This is a genomic window from Sphingomonas sp. CFBP 13720 (assembly GCF_014842075.1).
Classification (GTDB): domain Bacteria; phylum Pseudomonadota; class Alphaproteobacteria; order Sphingomonadales; family Sphingomonadaceae; genus Sphingomonas.
On the sequence record NZ_JACYVA010000003.1, the window covers coordinates 423,657 to 444,239 of the forward strand.

At 65.0% G+C, this 20,583-nt stretch carries 20 protein-coding genes; 3 read left to right on the top strand and 17 right to left on the bottom strand.

The genetic code is table 11. The features are described from left to right. Positions 1-11 precede the first annotated feature (11 nt). Complete coding sequence (gene feoB, locus IFT55_RS09570) at positions 12-1,865, top strand: FeoB small GTPase domain-containing protein (RefSeq protein ID WP_192091415.1); 1,854 nt, start codon at positions 12-14, stop codon at positions 1,863-1,865. A gap of 281 nt (positions 1,866-2,146) precedes the next feature. On the opposite strand, the gene IFT55_RS09575 is transcribed toward feoB, so the two are convergent. Further along, positions 2,147-2,323 (bottom strand): DUF4169 family protein, encoded by a 177-nt coding sequence (locus tag IFT55_RS09575; RefSeq protein WP_192091559.1) that lies wholly within the window; start codon positions 2,321-2,323, stop codon positions 2,147-2,149. A 75-nt stretch (positions 2,324-2,398) separates the two neighbouring features. Between IFT55_RS09575 and IFT55_RS09580 the strand changes: the two genes are divergently transcribed. Beyond that, a complete protein-coding gene (locus IFT55_RS09580) occupies positions 2,399-3,301 on the top strand; it encodes an endo alpha-1,4 polygalactosaminidase (protein ID WP_192091417.1) in 903 nt (300 codons plus the stop codon). Positions 3,302-3,313: 12 nt separating this feature from the next. On the opposite strand, the gene IFT55_RS09585 is transcribed toward IFT55_RS09580, so the two are convergent. From IFT55_RS09585 to IFT55_RS09605, 5 genes are all read right to left on the bottom strand, one after another. After that, complete coding sequence (locus IFT55_RS09585; protein WP_192091419.1) at positions 3,314-4,024, bottom strand: head GIN domain-containing protein; 711 nt, start codon at positions 4,022-4,024, stop codon at positions 3,314-3,316. A 112-nt stretch (positions 4,025-4,136) separates the two neighbouring features. Beyond that, on the bottom strand, positions 4,137-4,670 hold the full coding sequence (locus IFT55_RS09590; RefSeq protein WP_192091421.1) for a CarD family transcriptional regulator: 534 nt from the start codon (positions 4,668-4,670) through the stop codon (positions 4,137-4,139). A gap of 242 nt (positions 4,671-4,912) precedes the next feature. Further along, positions 4,913-5,254, bottom strand: a complete 342-nt coding sequence (gene fdxA / locus IFT55_RS09595) for a ferredoxin FdxA (RefSeq protein ID WP_192091423.1) — start codon at positions 5,252-5,254, stop codon at positions 4,913-4,915. Positions 5,255-5,289: 35 nt separating this feature from the next. Next, the gene (locus IFT55_RS09600; RefSeq protein WP_192091425.1) at positions 5,290-5,607 is read right to left on the bottom strand and encodes an RNA-binding S4 domain-containing protein; all 318 of its coding nucleotides are present in this window, start codon (positions 5,605-5,607) and stop codon (positions 5,290-5,292) included. Further along, complete coding sequence (locus IFT55_RS09605) at positions 5,608-8,112, bottom strand: helicase-related protein (RefSeq protein WP_192091427.1); 2,505 nt, start codon at positions 8,110-8,112, stop codon at positions 5,608-5,610. It abuts the gene before it with no gap. Between the two features lie 199 nt (positions 8,113-8,311). Here IFT55_RS09605 and IFT55_RS09610 point away from each other — a divergent pair, with 199 nt between their 5' ends. Further along, on the top strand, positions 8,312-9,760 hold the full coding sequence (locus IFT55_RS09610; RefSeq protein ID WP_192091429.1) for a peptidoglycan DD-metalloendopeptidase family protein: 1,449 nt from the start codon (positions 8,312-8,314) through the stop codon (positions 9,758-9,760). Positions 9,761-9,815: 55 nt separating this feature from the next. Here IFT55_RS09610 and IFT55_RS09615 read toward each other — a convergent pair whose 3' ends face one another. From IFT55_RS09615 to hemE, 11 genes are all read right to left on the bottom strand, one after another. Further along, positions 9,816-11,492, bottom strand: coding sequence for an ATP-binding protein (locus IFT55_RS09615; protein ID WP_192091435.1), 1,677 nt, complete (start codon positions 11,490-11,492; stop codon positions 9,816-9,818). 36 nt (positions 11,493-11,528) lie between these two features. Then, positions 11,529-12,446 (bottom strand): ParB/RepB/Spo0J family partition protein, encoded by a 918-nt coding sequence (locus IFT55_RS09620; protein WP_192091437.1) that lies wholly within the window; start codon positions 12,444-12,446, stop codon positions 11,529-11,531. Beyond that, entirely contained in the window at positions 12,443-13,222 is a 780-nt protein-coding gene (locus tag IFT55_RS09625) for a ParA family protein (protein WP_192091439.1), read from the bottom strand. The genes IFT55_RS09620 and IFT55_RS09625 overlap by 4 nt, the downstream gene beginning before the upstream one ends. Next, positions 13,219-13,839: a 16S rRNA (guanine(527)-N(7))-methyltransferase RsmG gene (gene rsmG / locus IFT55_RS09630; protein ID WP_192091441.1), complete on the bottom strand. Its 621-nt coding sequence runs from the start codon at positions 13,837-13,839 to the stop codon at positions 13,219-13,221. Before rsmG ends, IFT55_RS09625 begins: the two co-directional genes overlap by 4 nt. Next, positions 13,836-15,662 carry a tRNA uridine-5-carboxymethylaminomethyl(34) synthesis enzyme MnmG gene (mnmG, locus tag IFT55_RS09635; RefSeq protein WP_192091443.1) on the bottom strand — a complete coding sequence of 609 codons (1,827 nt, stop codon included), beginning with the start codon at positions 15,660-15,662 and terminating at the stop codon, positions 13,836-13,838. The genes rsmG and mnmG overlap by 4 nt, the downstream gene beginning before the upstream one ends. A gap of 23 nt (positions 15,663-15,685) precedes the next feature. After that, on the bottom strand, positions 15,686-16,969 hold the full coding sequence (gene mnmE / locus IFT55_RS09640) for a tRNA uridine-5-carboxymethylaminomethyl(34) synthesis GTPase MnmE (protein ID WP_192091445.1): 1,284 nt from the start codon (positions 16,967-16,969) through the stop codon (positions 15,686-15,688). A 1-nt stretch (position 16,970) separates the two neighbouring features. Beyond that, positions 16,971-17,201 carry a DUF6489 family protein gene (locus IFT55_RS09645; RefSeq protein ID WP_192091447.1) on the bottom strand — a complete coding sequence of 77 codons (231 nt, stop codon included), beginning with the start codon at positions 17,199-17,201 and terminating at the stop codon, positions 16,971-16,973. Between the two features lie 182 nt (positions 17,202-17,383). Then, the gene (rho, locus tag IFT55_RS09650; RefSeq protein ID WP_192091449.1) at positions 17,384-18,640 is read right to left on the bottom strand and encodes a transcription termination factor Rho; all 1,257 of its coding nucleotides are present in this window, start codon (positions 18,638-18,640) and stop codon (positions 17,384-17,386) included. A 145-nt stretch (positions 18,641-18,785) separates the two neighbouring features. Beyond that, positions 18,786-19,034, bottom strand: coding sequence for a hypothetical protein (locus IFT55_RS09655; RefSeq protein ID WP_192091451.1), 249 nt, complete (start codon positions 19,032-19,034; stop codon positions 18,786-18,788). A gap of 45 nt (positions 19,035-19,079) precedes the next feature. After that, positions 19,080-19,535, bottom strand: coding sequence for a CopD family protein (locus IFT55_RS09660; protein ID WP_192091453.1), 456 nt, complete (start codon positions 19,533-19,535; stop codon positions 19,080-19,082). Further along, a complete protein-coding gene (hemE, locus tag IFT55_RS09665) occupies positions 19,532-20,566 on the bottom strand; it encodes a uroporphyrinogen decarboxylase (protein WP_192091560.1) in 1,035 nt (344 codons plus the stop codon). The genes IFT55_RS09660 and hemE overlap by 4 nt, the downstream gene beginning before the upstream one ends. Positions 20,567-20,583 lie beyond the last annotated feature (17 nt).

Consider the following 20,583-nt stretch of genomic DNA (forward strand, 5'->3'; position numbering starts at 1 on the left):
CCGCTTTCCACGTGAACCCCGCACCGCTGGTCGCACTGGTCGGCAATCCCAATGCCGGAAAAACCGCGCTGTTCAACGCGCTGACCGGCGCGCGGCAGAAGGTCGGCAATTACCCCGGCGTCACGGTCGAACGCCATTCGGGTCGCCTTGCGCTGCCGGACGGGCGGCCGGTCGAACTAGTCGACCTGCCCGGCACCTACAGCCTCGATCCCTCCAGCCCCGACGAAGCGGTCACGCGCGACGTGGTGCTGGGGAAACAGGGGGGCGAGCGGTTGCCCGACGCGCTGATCGTCGTCGCCGATGCGACCAATCTCGACAACCACCTGCGCTTCGTTCTTCAGCTTCGATCGCTCGGGCGGCCGATGGTGCTGGCACTCAACATGATCGACATGGCCACGCGCGACGGGTTGCGGATCGATCTGGCCGCGCTGTCGGCCGAACTGGGCGTTCCGGTCGTTGCGACCGTCGCGGTGCGCAAGCGAGGACTGGACGAACTGCGCACGTCGCTGGCCGACATTCTCGCGAAACCGGCGGAAAAGACCGCGATCGATGCGGTCGAACACGATATCCGCTATTTTCAGCGCGAGGCACGGCGCATCGCGCATGTCGCGGTGGTCGAACAACCGGCGATGCGCGCCTTCACCCATGGCGTCGACCGGGTCGCGCTGCACCCGGTGATCGGCCCGCTGCTGCTGCTGGCCATCCTGTTCGTGATGTTCCAGGCGGTGTTCAGCTGGTCCGAAGCCCCGATCGGCTGGATCGAGGGTGCGCAGGGCTGGCTGGCCGACACCGCCGTCGCCGTGCTGCCGCAAAACTTCCTGCGCGACCTGCTGGTCGAAGGAATCATCAACGGCGTTGGATCGGTCGTCGTGTTCCTGCCGCAGATCCTGATCCTGTTCCTGTTCATCCTGCTGCTCGAAGCGTCTGGATACATGGTGCGCGCCGCGTTCCTGATGGACAGGTTGATGAGCGGCGTTGGATTGTCGGGACGCGCCTTCATCCCGCTGCTGTCGTCGTTCGCCTGCGCCATCCCCGGCATCATGGCGACGCGATCGATCGACGACCCGCGCGAACGGCTGACCACGATCCTGATCGCGCCGCTGATGACCTGTTCGGCGCGCTTGCCGGTCTATGCCGTCATCATCGGCGCGTTCATTCCGCCGCGACAGTTGCTGCCAGGCGTGGGGCTGCAGGGGCTGGTGCTGCTGGTCCTCTATCTCACCGGCATTCTCGGCGCGGTGATCGCGGCATTCGTGCTGCGGCGGACGGCGACCAAGGGTGCCAGCGGCGGATTCCTGATGGAAATGCCGCGCTACCAGCTACCCTCCCCCCGCGACGTCGCGATCGGATTGTGGCAGCGCGCCTATGTCTTCCTGCGTCGCGCGGGTACGATGATCATGGGCGTCACGGTCGCGCTGTGGCTGCTGGCGTCGTATCCGATCGCGCCGGCGGGGGTCAAACAGTCCGAATATTCCATCGCCGGGCGCATCGCATCGGGACTGGAAGTCGTGCTGCGTCCCATCGGCTTCAATCATGAAATGTCGCTTGCGGTGATCCCCGCCATGGCCGCGCGCGAAGTCGCGGTATCGGCGTTGCAGACCGTCTATGCGATCGACGCGGCGGACGAGGATCAGGGCGCGCAGGAACTGGGCGGACGGCTCCACGATCGCTGGAGCCTCGCCACCGCGCTGGCGTTCCTCGCGTGGTTCGTATTCGCGCCGCAATGCCTGTCGACCATCGCCGTCACCCGGCGCGAGACCAATGGCTGGAAATGGCCGGCGGTAATGATCGGCTATCTGTTCGCACTGGCGTATCTGGCGGCGGGTGCGACCTATTGGACGGCGGTCGCGTTGGGACTGGGATGAGGTTTCCCGTCCGGGTACGGCACGCCCCGTCGAATCGCGCGACGCAACATCGACAAAGCGCCGGCGGGATTGCATCGCCTGACCACGTAGCGCTCCCGTCGCCGTGGGACGGTGGTGAAGTCCCGTCAGAACCAGCGCTTTGGGCTGGACGCTATCAGTCAGCACCATCCATCCAGCGTAGTCGTTGCGTCTGACTAAACGGCGTAGCGAAGGATCGCGGCGCAGGGCTTCGTTACGGCTCGCCGCGACGGTTCCGGGTCCGGTCGTCGGCATTCCTCGCATCAATCGTCCCGCTTCGCCCCGTCCAGCAGCGCATCCTGCCGCGCCTGTTCGGCTGCGTGCGCCTGTTTCTCCGCCTTGGTTCGTCCGAACGCAGCACGATTCGCGTCGGCCTTCGCGCCGCACCCGGCCTTTGCGCGGGCCTTGCGCGCACGGTTCAGATTGATGACGTCGCCCATCGTGCCATGCTGCCCCGGATCGGGACCGAATGCCATGCTTTACGACCGGCCTGCCGACGCTGTAGCCGCCGCCGGATGACGACGACTGCCTTCCAACCGAAATGCCACTGGGCCCTGTGGATGCTGGCCGGCATGCTTGCCGGGTGCGGCGGCGGCGGCGGCACGGGCAGCGTCACCGCGCCCACCCCGCCGTCGCCCACGCCGGTCCCGACCATCACCCCCACGCCGACCGCTACCCCGGCCGGCCGATGGCAACCAACCATCGCCACGACATGGCATTGGCAGTTGAGCGGCACGATCGACCCGCGCCATGCGGTCGATGCCTATGACATCGACCTGTTCGACACATCGGCGGCGACGATCGCACAACTGCACGGGCAGAACCATCGGGTGATCTGCTATTTTTCCGCCGGGTCGTCCGAAAACTGGCGGCCCGACGATGCGCAATTCGCCGAATCCGATCGTGGACTGCCGCTCGATGGCTGGGTCGGGGAACGCTGGCTATCGATCACGTCGCCCGGCGTCCGGCGGGTGATGACTGCCCGGCTCGATCTGGCGCGGAGCAAGGGTTGCGACGCGGTCGAACCCGACAATGTCGATGGCTATGCCAACCGCAACGGGCTGAACCTCACCGCTGCACAACAGCTCGACTATAACCGCTTCCTGGCGGACGAAGCCCATGCGCGCGGGCTGGCGGTCGCGCTGAAGAACGACGTCGATCAAGTAGTGGCGCTGCAACCAGCGTTCGATTTCGCGATCAACGAACAATGCCATGAATATGACGAATGCGTCGACTATGCCGCGTTCCTTCGCGCGGGAAAACCGGTCCTGAACGCCGAATATCGGAACGATTACCGCACCAATTCGGGCGGCGCGCGCGATCGACTGTGCGCCGCAGCGACAGCGCAAGGGTTGCGGACGCTGGTCCTTCCACTCGAACTCGACGGCAGTTTTCGTTTCAGTTGCGACGCGCCCTGACGACGCGTCGACTCATCCGCCGCAATGCACGTCGCCCGATCCGGTCTTCGCCACCGTACAGCGGGCGTTCCGCCCCAGCGTCACCGATCCCGATCCCGCCAGCGTGACGCGCGCGGCACCGTTGACGTCCGCGACCGCGTCACCCGATCCGGCGACCGATACATCCGCGCTACCAGCACGCAGTTGCGGTGCATCGATCCGGCCCGAACCGCCGACCGACAGCGCCAGCGCCTCTACCGCCCCCGCCGCCGCGATCGTCCCCGATCCGCCTAAGTTCAGCCGTGCCTGCCGCCCGCGCAACTGTCCGATGATGATGTTGCCCGATCCGTCGAGTGCTGCGGTAAAATCGCCCTGCACGCGATCGATGCCGATATCGCCCGATCCCCGCAGGGTCGCCGCGCGGATCGATGGCATCGTCACCTCGATACGGATTGCCGGTGTACGGTCGCCGGTCCAGCGCCATTTGGCCGGCTTGCGCCCGATATGCAGCGTATCGCCGTCCCGACGGACATCCAGCCGTTCGAGCGCCGTCGCATCGCCTTGCGCGCGCACTGCGAAGGTCGCGCCCGTCCGGATACCCAGCCGGTCCAGACCATCCAGTTCCACTGCCGTGAAATCGCGCTCCGCAAAGTCCCGCACCGCTGCCCTGCCCGCCGGTTCGGCTGGCGGGGACCCGTCGTTGCAGCCCGTGAGCGCGATGGCGGCCAGTATCACGATCCGCATGCGATTCCCTCCACGTGTATTACACAAACCATACACCGTGCCGGGAGACGCGCAAACAAAAAGGGCGACCGTCGCCGGTCGCCCTCATTCGCAGGATCGGACGAACCGCCGTTCAGGCTGCCGTCTTTTCCTTGTTATAGATCGTCGCCGCTTCGCGGAGGATTTCCAGAATGCGCTCCAGCGCCTTCGGTTCGTCCACCTGCTCCATCGCCGCGAGTTCGCGGGCCAGACGGCTGGCGGCGGCTTCGAAGATCTGCCGCTCGGAATAGCTCTGCTCGGGCTGGTCGTCGGCACGGAACAGATCGCGGACCACTTCGGCGATCGACACGAGGTCGCCCGAATTGATCTTCGCCTCATATTCCTGTGCACGGCGCGACCACATGGTCCGCTTGACCCGGGGCTTGCCCTTCAGCGTTTCCATCGCTTCGCGCATCGTCTTGTCCGACGACAGCTTGCGCATGCCGACGCTTTCGGCCTTGTTGGTCGGTACGCGAAGCGTCATCCGCTCTTTTTCGAAGCGCAGCACATATAGTTCGAGTTGCATGCCAGCGATTTCGCTACGCTGGAGTTCAATCACACGGCCGACGCCGTGCTTGGGATACACGACATAATCGCCGACATCGAAGGACAATGCCTTGGCAGCCATTGGGTACCTTTCCGTGGTCGCCCCGATGCCGACGCTCCTTCCCCCGGAACCACAAAAGGGTAACCGGCGAAAGAACGACACGAGGACGTTTGCTAGAGGTGGCTCTCCGGGCGGGGCGCTGGAAATGCCTCCGTCTGACGCGGGTTATACCATCATGGCAACAAAATTACCAGCATCAATGGCAACCGCGTCCGGCGGACATCACGTCCGTCGGTCCTCAAGGCCCGCGATCCCCGAAAGTGTCAGTCGCCCGCGCCCGGTTCCGCCGAGAAATACTTGTCGAACTTGCCCTCTACGCCCTTGAACGCGTCGGCATCCGGCGGAGTCTGGTTCGCGTTACGCGTGACGTTGGGCCATTGCGCCGAAAAGGTGTTGTTCAGTTCCAGCCACTGTTCCAGCCCGCTTTCGGTATCGGGCAGGATCGCTTCGGCCGGACATTCGGGTTCGCATACCCCGCAATCGATACATTCGCTGGGGTTGATGACGAGCATGTTCTCGCCTTCATAGAAACAGTCGACCGGGCAAACCTCGACACAGTCCATATACTTGCAGCGGATGCAGGCGTCGGTGACGACGTAGGTCATGGGTCGAACAGCTCCGGGAATCGAATGCGACCGCGTTATGCGGCGGAATCCGACTCGTCAACGGGGCTGGATCGTGTGGGTTCCAGTGGGGTGTACAACGTACGCGCCTCGGCCGGCGGGCCGCGCCGCGTCGGCAGCGCCTCGACCCGGAGGATGCGGACGACCCCGTTCAGCGGAAACGCCATGACCATGCCGACGCGCACCGGACAATGCGCGCGTTCGATGCGCCGTCCGTCCAGCCGCAACCGCCCCCCTTCGCAGATCGCCTGCGCCGCACTGCGCGTCTTGGCAAGCCGGGCGTGCCATAGAAAGATGTCGAGCCGCAGCGTCGGTTCGGGCGATCCGCTGGCCATTCAGCGATCGAACCCCAGATCGGCCAGCGCACCGAATGCGTTGCCCGGACGCACCGCCGGCTTCGGCGCGGGCGGCGTGGGCTTGCGCATCCCGCCCCAGCGCCAGTGCGGCACGGCATCGACCACCGCACTCGGCCGGAAACCCAATTGCGCCATCAACCGCGCGATCGTGTCCGGCTTCAGCCCCATCGACGTCGCCAACGCGGGATCGGGCGCAAATGGCGCGGCTCCCTTGCGCGCGTCGTGCACCGTCCGTGCCAGCCGTTCGATCAGGTCGACACGTACCGCCTGCGCCCCCAGCCGGCGATAGCCCCACGCCGCCTGCCCCGCCGGCAGCACGCTAGCGCCGACCGGGGCCAGCGGTTCGACGGGTCGCCCGTCGCGCGCCGCCAGCAGCGCCGCGCGCCATGCCGCCGCTGCCGGACGGAACAACCGTGCATCGAACAGGTCGAGCGTACCGATCGTCACCCCCGCCTTGCGCAGCCGTCGCCGGTCGTCACTTTCCAGCGGCGTGAGCATCGCGTCGAAACCGTCGCGCGGCGCGATCCCGCCGACCTCGGTCAGCGAGGCAGCCACCGCGCGCAACGCACCGCTTGCCGCCGGATCGCGTGCCAGTGCCGCCAGCGCGGTCAATGTCGGCACGTGTCGCGCCGTTTCCTGCGCGATCCATGCCGCCAGCCGATCGCGTACCGCCGCCTGTGCGGCACGATCGAGCACATGCAGGCTGCGGTCCAGCGTCACCGCCGGCCGGTCGAGCGTCGGCCCCGCCGTCATGGTCGCGACCGTCAGTCCCGACCACCACAGGCGCGGCACCGATCCCGGTTCGGCCGCCAGCGACAGTTCGGCATCGGACGCGACCGCCAGTTCGGCGGCACGCTTCGCCAACTCGCCGACCAGTCCCTTTTCCGCCGCCGCGATCAGCAGCCGTTTGTCGGCGACGGTCGTATCGGGCGATACCTCGAACCGAAACCCGTTCAGGCGGCCGATATCGTGACCGTCCACACTAACGACGCCGTCGCTGCCGACATCGACCGGCAGGTCCGCCGCGCCTGCCCCGATCCGGCGCAACAGCACCGTAGTCCGTTGGTCGACGAAGCGCTGGCGCAACCGGTCGTGCAGCGCGTCGGACAGTTTCTCTTCCACGCCGCGCGTCCGCGCCGCCCAATGTTCGGGGTCCATCAGCCAGTCGGCACGATGCGCGATATACGCCCAGCTTCGCACCGCCGCGATCCGTCCCGCGATCGTCTCGACATCGCCGGTCATCAAGTCCAGCCGTTGCAGTTCGTCGGCGAACCACTGGTGCGGCAGATGCCCTGCCCCCTCGCTGAGATGGCCGAAGATCCGTCCGACGAAGCGGGCATGCGGATCGGGGCCAAGCTTTCGGAAATCGGGCAGTCCGCACGCCGACCACAACCGGCGCACCATCATGGGCGACCGCGTGCGCGCCCGTACCCAGTCTTCCTCGGCCAGTCGTTTCAGTACGATCAAATCGATCGCCTGCGGAGCAGCGGTCAGCACCGGGTGCTGCGGTCGTTCCTCAAGGCTCGCGACCAGCGCATCGACGCTGGAGAAATCCGGCTCGCCGCTGCGCCAGTACAGCCGTTCGAGCGGGGGTACGTGATGCCCCTCGATCGCCAGCATTTCCTCGGGCGTAAAGGCATTGGGACCGTCGTCGACCAGCGCGCCGAACGTCCCGTCGCGATGATGCCGCCCGGCACGTCCCGCAATTTGCGCCATTTCTGCGACGGTCAGCCGTCGTTGCCGCCGTCCGTCGAACTTGCGCAGCGACGCGAACGCGACATGCTGTACGTCGAGGTTCAGCCCCATGCCGATGGCATCGGTCGCGACGAGGTAATCGACCTCGCCCGACTGGAACATCTGGACCTGCGCATTGCGGGTGCGTGGCGACAATGCCCCCATCACCACCGCCGCGCCGCCGCGCATCCGCCGGATCGCCTCTGCCACGGCATAGACTTCCTCGGCCGAGAATGCGACGATCGCCGACCGTCGCGGCAGCCGCGACAGTTTACGCGCGCCCGCGAAACTCAGCGTCGAAAATCGCGGTCGGCCGATGATCTCGGCATCCTTGACCAGTGCGCGGACCATCGGCCGCAACGCGTCGGAGCCGAGGATCATCGTCTCCTCGCGTCCGCGCGCGCGCAACAGCCGGTCGGTGAATACATGCCCGCGTTCGGGGTCCGCGCCCAATTGCGCTTCGTCCAGCGCGACGAACGCCGTCTCGCGTTCCAGCGGCATCGATTCGGCTGTGCACAGGAACCAGCGCGCCTTGGGCGGGATGATCCGTTCTTCGCCGGTCACCAGCGCGACGTTTTCGACGCCCTTCATCGCGACCACCCGGTCGTAATTCTCACGCGCCAGCAACCGCAGCGGAAAGCCGATCATACCCGACGCATGACCGCACATCCGCTCGATCGCGAGATAGGTCTTGCCGGTGTTGGTCGGCCCCAACACTGCCGTGACCGGGCTACGCGCGAACTGGCTCATTACGAACGCAACATCGGGTGTCGCACCGGCCGGTGCAACGGCTTTCGTACGGCACAACTCACGATTCACTCCGCCGCCCGCTCACCACGTTCCGCCGCATGCCATGCAACCATTTCGCAGGTTCATTTGACTTTAAATCTTGTCCTTCACACGAGGTTCGCGATGGGCCGGTGGACCGGCCGCCTTGGGGGAATCGCGGGTGTTCCTGCGCGCGGATCATGGACTGGAACTGGCCGGGGGCGGCGGTGCGCTGCAATTCGGGCGCGCGCCCGTCATGGCCGCCCCGCGCATCGACCGGTGGCGCGGGACGATCGGATCGTTCGACTGGACACCCGATCTGGGCGCGGCGATCGGATCGCGCGACTGGTTTCGCGGACTGGCAACCTGCGCCGCGTTGTGCGGGGCCGTCTGGCTATTGTCGCCGGAGCTGGGTCGCCCGATTATCGGCGGCGTTCCCGCTACGTTCGACGGCGCCGCGCTGGACGACGCGCGCAGCCTGTCGTTCGGCGCAGGTGCATTGGGTGCGAACAGCGGCATGCGCCTCGCACCGACCAGCGGCGTCCGGCCGCTGAACGACACACCCGAACGTCCGATCCTCGAAGCGACCGCCACGCTCGGCGCCGGCATCGCCGATGCGCTTCGACGGTCCGGTGTCGCATCGGCCGAGGCGGCACAGGTCGCGACGATGGTCGCGAGTCAGGTCGATCCCGCCGAACTCTCGCCTGCCACCCGGCTCGACATCACGCTGGGTCGTCGTGATTCGCGGGCGCAGGCCCGGCCACTCGAACGCGTTGCCTTTCGCGCCCGGTTCGATCTGGCGCTGGCCGTCGTGCGGGAAGGCGGCGTACTGCGGGTCGACGCCACGCCGATCGCGATCGACCGCACGCCGCTGCGCATCCGGGGGCGCGTCGGTGTCAGCCTGTATCGTGCCGCGCGAGCAGCAGGCGCACCCGCCAAAGCGATCGAGTCCTTCATCAAATCGGTGTCGGGCTTCGTTCCGATGGGACAGGTGGATCAGGATGATCGCTTCGACCTGATCGTGGAACAGGCGCGCGCTGCGACCGGCGAAGTACAACTGGGTCAGCTTCTCTATGCCGGGCTGGACGGTCGACGCGACGTTCACCTGATCCGTTGGCAGGACGATGGCCGGACCGAATGGCTCGATCCGGCGGGCATCGGCGAACGCAAGGGCGTGATGACGTGGCCGGTCGCGGCGCGCATATCGTCCAATTTCGGCTGGCGCGTGCATCCGATCCTCGGTTTTCGCAAGCTGCACAAGGGCATGGACTTCGCCGCCGGCTATGGCACGCCGATTCGTGCCGCCACCGACGGCGTGGTTGCGATGGCGGGCCGCCATGGCGGTTATGGCAACTTCGTGAAGCTCAATCACGGCGGCGGCCTTGCAACCGGCTATGGCCATATGAGCCGTATCGCGGTCGCGCCCGGCACGCGTGTCAGCCGGGGTCAGGTCATCGGCTATGTCGGATCGACCGGCCTGTCGACCGGACCGCATCTTCATTACGAACTCTGGCGTAGCGGCGTGCCGATCGATCCCCGATCGGTATCCTTTTCAACCGTCCAGCAGTTGGCGGGCGACGAGCTGGTTCGCTTCCGTCGGCAGGTCGGTCGGTTGATGGCGCTGCGGTAAATCGGGTTTTGACCGGTGCGCATCGCCCGCACGAACGGATCGCAGTTCGATGCCGTTATCGCCCCTGTGTGCGCCACCGCCGGATCGTTCGCTCGACGATGCCGTCCTCACCCCCCGTTTCGCGCCATAGCGCGGTGAACGACGGATCGGCCGATGCCGGTCGGGATGCTTCTTCCAGCGCGTCGATCATGACGCGGATCGGCGTCGCCACCCCCTCACCCACCACGATGCATTCGCGATTGCGCAGCGCCGGGATCGCGTCGAGAAACCCCCGTGCGGACTCCGGCATCGCCGCGCGGACGAAGGCCTGATCGCGTTCGTTGTTCAGTCGCATGGCGATGATCGTGCCGCACTGCGACAGCACTCCTTCGGCAAGGTCCGAAGGACGCTGCGTTATCAGCCCCAGCGATACGCCGTATTTCCGGCCTTCCTTCGCGATCCGCCCGAGAATGCGGGCAACCGACGATCCGTCCGAGTTTCGTTCGTTGGGGACATAGCGATGCGCTTCCTCGCAGATCAGCAGGATCGGCCGTTCCGCCTCGCCACGCGACCAGATCGCATAGTCGAACACCATCCGGCCAAGGACCGCGACGACGACCGACGTGATTTCCGATGGCACGCCCGAGACATCGATGATCGAAATAGGTCGTCCGTCGGCCGGAAGGCGGAAGATGCGTTTCAGGAACGCCGCCATTGTATCGGCGACCAGCATGCCCGAAAACATGAATCCATAGCGCGGATCGGCCTTGATCTCGTCGACCTTGCTCTTGATCCGCATATAGGGCGCGCTGTCGCCCGCGCGATCCATCTTTCCCATTTCCAGTTGCAGGATATTGGTCAGGTCCGACAACAGATACGGAATCGGTGAATCGATGGTGATCTTGCCGATCTCCTGCGCCAACCGGTTCTTCGACTTTGCCTGCAGGATGCATTTGTTCAGGATGTCGGCGTCGATCTGTCGTTCGGACCCGGTGGACGTCAGGAATATCTCGCAATGCTCTTCGAAATTGAGCAGCCAGTAGGGCATTTGCAGGTTGGATACGTCGAAGGACGCGCCGATTTCGCCGAACGCGGCAGCATATTCGCCGTGCGGATCGATCATCACGACATGCCCTTGCGGACTGGCGCGACAGATCCGGTGCAGGATCAACGCGGCGGTGGTCGATTTGCCGGTGCCGGTCGATCCCAGCAGCGCAAAATGCTTGCCCAGCAGCCCGTCGACATACAGTGCGGCCCGGATGTCATCGCTGGGATAGACGTGCCCGATCTCGATATGCGGGCGGTCCTGTGCGGCATGCAGTTGGCGCAGATCGTCGGACGTCACCGGAAATACCGGCGTTCCCGGCAATGGATAGCGCGTGACGCCGCGACGAAAACCGCGCCACTGCCCGGTCGCCGCGTCCTCTTTCGCTTCCCCCATGAAATCGACCTGCGCGATTGCGCTGGTTGCATCGCCGGGGGCCAGACGCAGTTCGCGAATATTCGCGATGATCCATTTATCGCCGACCCGCATGCGGACCTGCGATCCGACCTGTCCCGCAAAGCTGATCGCGGTATCGTCGTTCCCGGCCAGTCGCGCGACCACCCCGAGATCGAGCGCAACGGCGCTCGACGGTCCGGCGATTTCGATGACGCGACCGATGGCGCAGGTCGCCGCCGGATCAGGCGCTGCCGAAAGACGATCAGACAGATAATTGGCGGTATCGTGATCGAAGCGAGTACGTGCATCCATATCCACGGCATGACACCGGCGGGTAAATTTACCGTATCAAATACGCTCGCCGCTCAGACGCTGACACAGCATATCCAATTGATCCAACGTGGAATATGCGACTGATATCGTCCCGCCATTGCCGCTGTGCCCGATCTGGACCGCAAGTCCCAGCACGTCCCCGAGTTGCCGTTCGAGTGCGCGCAGATCGGCATCACCTGTTTCGCCCTCGCTGCCGGATGAGGGACGTGCCGCCCCTCTAGCCTTTCGCTCGACCGGGTTGCGCGCATTGCGTGCCAGTCGTTCCGCGTCGCGGACCGACAGTCCCTTCGCAACGACCCGTTCGGCGATCGCTTCGGCTTCGGGCACGTTGATGAGTGCGCGGGCATGACCCATGCTGAGCCGCTGGTCGCCGACCATGTCCTGAATCGGTTTGGGCAGTTCCAGCAACCGGAGCAGGTTGGTGACGTGGCTGCGTGACTTGGCGACCAGATTGGCCAACGCTTCCTGCGTATGACCGAACTCGTCGATCAGCCGACGATAGCCTTCCGCCTCCTCGATCGCAGTCAGATCGCGACGCTGGATATTTTCGACCAGCGCGATTTCCATCGTCTCCGCGTCGGTAAAGTCGCGAACGACCACCGGCACTTCGTGTAGTCGCGCCCGTTGTGCCGCACGCCAGCGCCGTTCGCCAGCGACGATCTGGAACCCCTTGCCATGCGGGCGCACCACGATCGGCTGGATGACGCCGCGCGCCGCGATCGATTCCGCCAGTTCGTCGAGCGCCGATTCGTCGAAGAACCGCCGTGGCTGTCCCGGCAATGGCGATAGTGCCGTAACCGGTAATTGACGCACACCGGTCGGAACCGTCTGGGCCCGACCATTGCCCGTTTCACCGTCGCTATCGCCGAGCAGTGAACTAAGCCCACGACCCAGTCCGCTGCGTGGCCGGCGGGGGGAAAGCGCGTCGCTCATGCTGCCTCCGCCAGTACCGGCAACCGCTGGATCACTTCGCGGGCCAGCGCGATATAGGCTTCGGATCCCGCACAACGATAATCGTAGATCAGCGCGGGCATGCCGTGGCTCGGTGCCTCGGACAGCCGGACGTTGCGCGGGATGACAGTGTCGAACACCACTTTGCCCAGCACGGCACGGACATCGTCCGAGACCTGATCCGTGAGCCGGTTACGGCGATCATACATCGTCAGCACCACCCCAAGGATCGATAGCCCCGGATTAAAACGCTCACGGATGCGTTCGACCGTGCTGAGCAACTGGCTCAGCCCCTCCAGCGCGAAGAACTCGCATTGCAACGGCACCAGCAACGCATGGCTGGCGACCATCGCGTTGATCGTCAGCAGACCCAGCGACGGCGGACAGTCGATCAGGATCACATCCCATTTCCCGCCGCTCGCCTCTACCACCCGGTCGAGTCGGTGCGTCCGTACCTCGAACTCGATCAGCTCGATCTCAGCGCCTGACAGGTCGACCGTCGCCGGTACGATCGACAGACGCGGCACCTTGGTCGGGATCGCCGCTTCGGTCAGCATCATGTCGCCGACGAGCAGATCATAGGTCGAATATTCCCGGTCGTTACGACCGATGCCGAGCCCGGTCGATGCGTTTCCCTGCGGATCGAGATCGAGGATCAGGACGTCCAGGCCGGTCGCCGCCAGCGCCGTACCGACGTTGATCGCGGTGGTGGTCTTGCCGACGCCGCCCTTCTGGTTTGCGATGGCAATGCAAATCATTTCCGGCGCACTCCCTGCGCGATCACGATCGATGACGTCGGATCGGTGATGCTCTGTTCCACGTGAAACGTTCCGTGCCAGTCGGCACGCGCTTCCGATACTTCGTCTTCTGCGGAACGCCCCTTGGGCAGCACCCATATCGTATCTGCGTCTGCGTGCCGATGGCCCATCGAAAATATTGCAGTCAATCGCGCGACCGCTCGCGCCGAAACAATGGCTGCAGGCGTGGTCACGTCCAGCCGCTCGATCTTCGATTGATGCACGACGACGTTCGATAGTCCCATCAGATCAGCCATATCGTTGAGCAGTGTTGCGCGCTTCGCACGCGGTTCGACCAGTACCACCCGCCGGTCAGTCAGAATCGCTGCGACGATGCCGGGAAAGCCCGCCCCTGCTCCGATATCGATCCAGTCGCCCTCACCTGCTTCCGCTACCAACGGCACTAGTTGCGCGGAATCCAGTACATGCCGTTGCCAGATCGTATCGATCGTCGACGCCGCAATCAGGTTCTGATTGAAGGTTTCCCTGACGATCATCGCCGCGAACCGGTCGAGCTGTTGGAGCCGAGCGGCATCGTACCGTGCTGCGATCCACGCGCGCGCTGCCTCTTCGGTCATGCGGCGATCCTTGCGCGGCTATGCAGCAGAATCGCGACCAGCGCTGCCGGGGTCACGCCCTGTATCCGACCCGCCGCAGCCAGCGTTTCCGGCGCAGCGGCGCTCAACCGTTCGATCATCTCGTTCGACAATCCCGGCACTTCTGCGAACGGAAAGTCACCCGCCAACACGACATGATCGTCCCGCGCGGCAGCAAGTTCCGCCGCCTGTCGCTCCAGGTAGGGCGCGTACCGTGCGTCCTCGACCAGCTCTGCCAACACGTCGTCGGTCGTTTCGTCCAGCCCGATATGCCTTGGATGTACCCCGTGAACCTGAAGCCATTGCGCCCCGGTCCGGGTATCGGTTCCGGAGACCGGTGCACCCAATCGTTGCAATGCGCCTGCCGATGACCGACGGTCCAGCAATGGTGCCAGCGCTTCGCGTCGTTCGGCCCGGGCGGCGTTGAACGCAATGCGTTCCGGCGAAAGCAAGCCTGCGTCCTTTCCGACGGTGCCAAGCCGCGTCGTGGCATTGTCGGACCGTAGTCGCAGCCGAAACTCTGCCCGCGCAGTCATCATCCGGTACGGTTCGGATACGCCCTGCAACACCAGATCGTCGATCATCACGCCAATGTAGCTCGATGCTCGATCGAGGATAAGCGGTGCCAAGCCCAGCGCTGCCGCCGCTGCGTTGGCACCTGCGACCAGCCCTTGGCCGCCGGCTTCCTCATATCCCGTCGTGCCATTGATCTGGCCCGCGAAGTACAGCCCGTCGATAGCACGCAGCGCCAGCGTCGCGTCCAGCGCGCGCGGATCGATATAGTCATACTCGACGGCATAACCCGGCGTGACGATCTCGACCCGTTCCAGCCCGGCGACGCTTCGCAGCATCGCCAGTTGCACGTCGGTCGGCAGTGACGTCGATACCCCGTTGGGATAGACCAGATGTGTGTCCAATCCCTCAGGCTCGAGGAAGATTTGATGCCCGTCACGGTCGCCGAACCGGTGGACCTTGTCCTCGATCGACGGGCAATATCGCGGCCCGCGCCCTTCGATCGATCCAGAGAACAGGGGCGAGCGATCGAGCCCCGCTCGGATAATATCATGCGTCTCGGCCGTCGTTCGCGCGATGGCGCAATCGAGTTGTGGCAGGCGCAACTTGGGGTCCGAAAGCGGCGACATCGTCCATGCGTCCGCGTCCGATGGCTGTTCGGGCAGCGCGGCCCAATCGATCGTCCGTCCATCCAGACGTGGCGGCGTACCGGTCTTCAACCGCGCAATCGGCAACGCGAGGTCGCGCAATTGTTGGCCCAGACGGGTTGCGGCCCGTTCGCCCACGCGTCCGCCCACCGCCCGTTCGTCACCACGAAACATCGTTCCGCCAAGGAACGTCCCGGTCGCCAGTACGACCGTCCTCGCGGCTATCCGTGCGCCATCCGCCAGTTCGACGCCGGTGACCCGGCCAGCCAGTGTGGTCAAGGCGACACTGTCTCCGGCCATGATCGTCAGCATCGGATGCGCGAGCAACTCCCGCACGGCAGCAGCATAGCGGACCCGATCCGCCTGCACCCGTGGTCCCTGTACCGCCGACCCCTTGCTCCGGTTGAGCATGCGGTGATGAATCGCCGCAGCATCCGCAGCCCGCGCCATCAGCCCGTCGAGTGCATCGATTTCCCGGACGATATGTCCCTTGCCCAATCCGCCAATCGCAGGATTGCACGACATTGCGCCGATCCGCGTCGGATCGAAATCGATCAGAAGCGTCTTGGCCCCACGTCGGGCCGCGGCGGCCGCAGCCTCGGTGCCGGCATGTCCTCCGCCGACGATCAGTACATCATAGGTCATGGTTCATCGTTCCACGTGGAACATTATTTGCCGATACAAAAACGCCCGAACAGCGTATCGAGCATTGCCTCGGTCGCGCGAACGCCTGTCAGCGCCGCGAACCCGCCGATCGCATAGCGCAGTTCCTCTCCGATCAACAGGGGGTCTTGCTGCATCGACGCCCGCTGTAACGCAGCAGCAGCGGTAGCAGCGTCGGTCCGTTGCCGGCGGTTCAACGCGACCTCGTCGGTCTTGGGCAGGAGCGACCGACCATGTTCGGTCAACCTCGTCCAGAGTACTCCCATTCCCACACCCGTTACCGCGGACACCCCTATCCGATCGGATGGGATTGTTCGTCCGGGCAGATCGCACCGGGGAAACAATCCAATCGCGCCGACTGGCGGCTCATCCTCGCCAAGCCACAAGACGATATCCGCCTCGGCCATTGCGCGCGACGCACGCTCGATCCCGATCCGTTCGACGGCATCATCCGCACCGTGTCGAATACCGGCGGTATCGATGAACAGCCATGCCATACCGTTGCGCGTCACCGGTATCTCGATCCGGTCGCGCGTGGTCCCCGCCACCGGTGACACGATCGCTGCCTCGCGTTCGACCAGCCGGTTGAGCAGGGTCGATTTGCCGGCATTCGGTGGGCCCGCAAGCACGACCCGGATGCCATCACGCAGCCGCTCGACCGGCGGAGCCGACAGCACCGTATCGATCGCATCCGCCAGCCGTGCCGCATCGTGGCGGACCCGACCGACGACCGCGTCGCTGGCATCGACGTCATCCTCGTCGGCATGATCCAGCAACGCCTCGATCATAGCAGAAAGCGTCAGTGCCTGCTCGGACCACTCTCCCACCAGTCTTCGCAACCGTCCGCCGCTGGCATCGATCGCCATTCGACGTTGTGCCTCGGTTTCCGCCGACAACAAATCGGCCAACCCTTCCGCTTCGGTGAGGTCGATCCGCCCGTTCGCCAATGCGCGCCGGGTAAATTCACCAGGCGCGGCCGGGCGAAGGCCGGGTATCGCCGCAAGCGCTGCCTCGACCCCGTCGACCACTGCCCGTCCGCCGTGCAAGTGCAGTTCGACCAGATCTTCGCCGGTTGCGGTCGCCGGACCGGGAAACACCAACAACAATCCACGATCCAGCAACCGGTTATCCACAGGATCATACAGTGCCCGAAGCGTCGCGCGGCGTTCCGGTGGGAGCGGTCCGCTCATCGCTACCGCAGCGCGCATCGCGTCCGGTCCCGATATCCGCAACACCGCGATCGCGGCGGGTGGCCGCCCACTCGACACCGCAAAGATCGTATCGATCACCTCAGCCGCCACGTCCTGCCGTCTCGAACATCCGCCGCCAGAACGTCATGCCCGCCTCGCCCATCGGCGCCCAGCTCTTCATCATCTGGTCGAGCATTTCGGGGCTGGCGCCCTTCTCTATCGTCTCGGTCAGCATCGCGACATAGCGTTCATGCACGGGCGTGAAGTCCGGCAGGCCCATTGCACGGCGGGCTTCTTCGGGGGTGCAGTCGACTTCGACGTTGATCTTCATGGCGTTGGTCCCCGGTGGCTTGGCCGTGCACGGTAGCGGGAAACGGTTCGGAATGCGACAACGCCGCGTAGTCCCAAGGGAATACGCGGCGTTGTGGAGTTCGGTGGAATGCCCGGCCGGTCGGCGCGCTGACCGGTCGCCAGCGGTGATTCCCGGCGGCAATCCACCCGGACCGCTCGCCGTTACTGATTCATGCTGTCGAAGAAATCTTCGTTCGTCTTCGAATTCTTCATCTTGTCGAGCAGGAACTCGACCGCATCGATCGTGCCCATCTGCATCAAAATGCGACGCAATACCCACATCTTGGACAGCTTGGTCTTGTCGACCAGCAATTCTTCCTTGCGCGTACCGGACTTGCCGACATCGAGCGCCGGGAATACGCGCTTGTCGGCGACCTTTCGGTCCAGCACGATTTCCGAATTGCCGGTGCCCTTGAACTCTTCGAAGATCACCTCGTCCATCCGGCTGCCGGTATCGATCAGCGCGGTGGCGATGATCGACAGCGAACCGCCCTCCTCGATGTTACGCGCCGCACCGAAGAAGCGCTTCGGCCGCTGCAATGCGTTCGCATCGACACCGCCGGTCAGCACCTTGCCCGACGACGGCACGACCGTGTTGTACGCGCGACCAAGGCGTGTGATCGAATCGAGCAGGATGACGACGTCGCGCTTGTGCTCGACCAGCCGCTTCGCCTTTTCGATCACCATTTCGGCGACCTGGACGTGACGCTGCGCCGGTTCGTCGAACGTGGACGACACGACCTCGCCCTTCACGCTTCGCTGCATGTCGGTGACTTCCTCGGGCCGCTCGTCGATCAGCAGCACGATCAGGAACACTTCGGGATGGTTGTCGGTGATCGCCTTGGCCATGTTCTGCAACATGACCGTCTTGCCGACGCGCGGCGGTGCCACGATCAGCGTACGCTGCCCCTTGCCCTGCGGCGACACGATGTCGATCACGCGCGCCGACTTGTCCTTGATCGTCGGATCGAGCTGGTCGAGCGTCAGCTTGCTCTCGGGATAGAGCGGCGTGAGATTGTCGAAATTGACGCGATGACGCACCGCGTCGGGATCGTCGAAATTGACCGATACCAGACGGGTCAGCGCGAAATAACGCTCGCCGTCCTTGGGTGCGCGTACTTCGCCTTCGACAGTGTCACCGGTGCGCAACCCGTGCTTCCGCACCTGGTTGGGCGAGATATAGATATCGTCCGGCCCCGCGAGATAGTTCGCCTCCGGGCTGCGCAGAAAGCCGAAGCCGTCCTGCAACACCTCGATCGTGCCGACGCCCATGATCTGCTCGCCATTTTCGGCGCGCGCCTTCAGGATCGCGAACATCAGGTCCTGCTTGCGCATCGTCGATGCGCCTTCGACCCCCAGTTCCTCGGCCATCGACACGAGTTCGGCGGGGGCGTGTTTTTTCAGATCTTTAAGATGCATGGGGGAGGTCCAGGTCAGCGATAGAAGGGCAAGGTCGGCGGAACGGCGGACGCGAGCGGCTGGGACGGGCGCACCGAGGACCGGGCACCAACGGCATCGGCCTAGAATGCACGTCCCGCCAAGTCAAGCGAGCCGCCGTCTGCTCTTATTTCCTGCCGGCTTCTCGCAACGCCCCGCCCCAGCGCTGCATCGACGTTCCACGTTCCTGCAAGATCGTCCCGCAACGTGGTGCCGCCGCCCGGACCTTGGCTTCACCATCCTTGGTGCGGATCAGCCGCGCCAGTTCCTCGGCATAGTCCAACCCCGGTGCCGCGCGATCGATGCGGCCCATGAAGTACATCAGACCCCCGACCAGTCCGGCCTGCTTGTCGACCGGCGTAGACTGTACCGCCATCGACACGACGGCGATGCAGGTCAGATCCTTTTCTGTTCCCCTGTTCTAGAACGGCTTCACGACCGCCAGCACTACGATCACCGCAGCCGCCAGCGCGGGCACCTCGTTCAGCAACCGCAACTGGCGTGGCTTCAAGGTCGGACGACTCGCCGCCAGTTTGCGGGCATAGCCCACCGCCCAGCCATGATAGCCACTGAGCAACAGTACGAACGCCAACTTGGCATGCAGCCAGCCCAGCCCGGCACCACCGTCCAGCAACCCGATATTCACCGCCAGCGCCAGTCCCAGCACCCAGACAACCACTAGCGACGGGGTCAGGATCATCCGCCGCAACAGCCCTTCGCGCCGGATCCACCGCGCCGGTTCGGCCGGATCGGACAATCCTTCCTGGTGATGGACCAGATAGCGGGGAAACATGAACAGTCCGGCCATCCAGAAGATGACGAACACGATGTGCGCCGCCTTCACCCACGGATAGGCTGCGCCGAGGAAGCCGGTCATCGCCCGCGCACCCTTGCCACCAGCCGCTCGACATGCGCGATCGGCGTATCCTGCTGGATGCCATGGCCTAGGTTGAAGATATGCGGCCGATCCGCGAACGCCGCCAGCACCCGGTCGACCCCGCGATCCAGCGCCTCGCCACCTGCGATCAGCAGCAGCGGATCGAGATTGCCCTGCACCGGCATTGTCGCCGGCAGCTCGCGGTCGGCCCAGACCGGATCGACCGTTTCGTCCAGACCGATCGCGTCGACGCCGGTTTCGCGGGCATAGGCGGCCAGCTTGCCCCCCGCGCCCTTCGGAAAGCCGATCACCGGTACGTTCACCCGCGCGCGTAGCCGTTCCACGATCCGCGCGGTCGGTGCCACGACCCAGCGTTCGAATTCGACGGGCGCCAGGCTTCCCGACCAGCTGTCGAACAACTGCACCGCCTCTACGCCCGCCGCGACCTGTCCGGCCAGATAATCGACCGTCATGTCGGCGATGCGGTCGATCAGCGTTTGTACGGCCGCTGGATCGGCATAGGCGAGCCTGCGAGCCTCCGCCTGCTCCCGACTGCCCTTGCCGGCAATCATGTAGGTGGCGACCGTCCACGGCGATCCTGCGAAGCCAAGGAAGGTAGTGGTCGGCGGCAGCGAAGCCGCGACGCCACGCACCGTCGCATAGATCGGGTCGAGGATCGCTGAATCGGCTTCCAGCGCGTCGATCGCCGCGCGGGTCCGCAGTTCGGGGGCCAGTCGCGGCCCCTCCCCCGCCTCGAACCACAGACGCTGTCCTAGCGCGTTGGGAACCATCAGGATGTCGCTGAACAGGATCGCGCCGTCGAACGCGAACCGGCGCAGCGGTTGCAACGTCACCTCGGTCGCGGCGGGCGGATCGTTGACGAGATCGAGGAACCCGCCCTTCTCCGCCCGCAGCGCGCGATATTCGGGCAGATACCGTCCCGCCTGTCGCATCAGCCAGATTGGCGGGACGGACTGCCGTTCGCCGGCCAGCGTGCGAAGAAGCGATTTATTTGGGGGTGAACCGGTCAGCGTCGTCGCTCCACTAC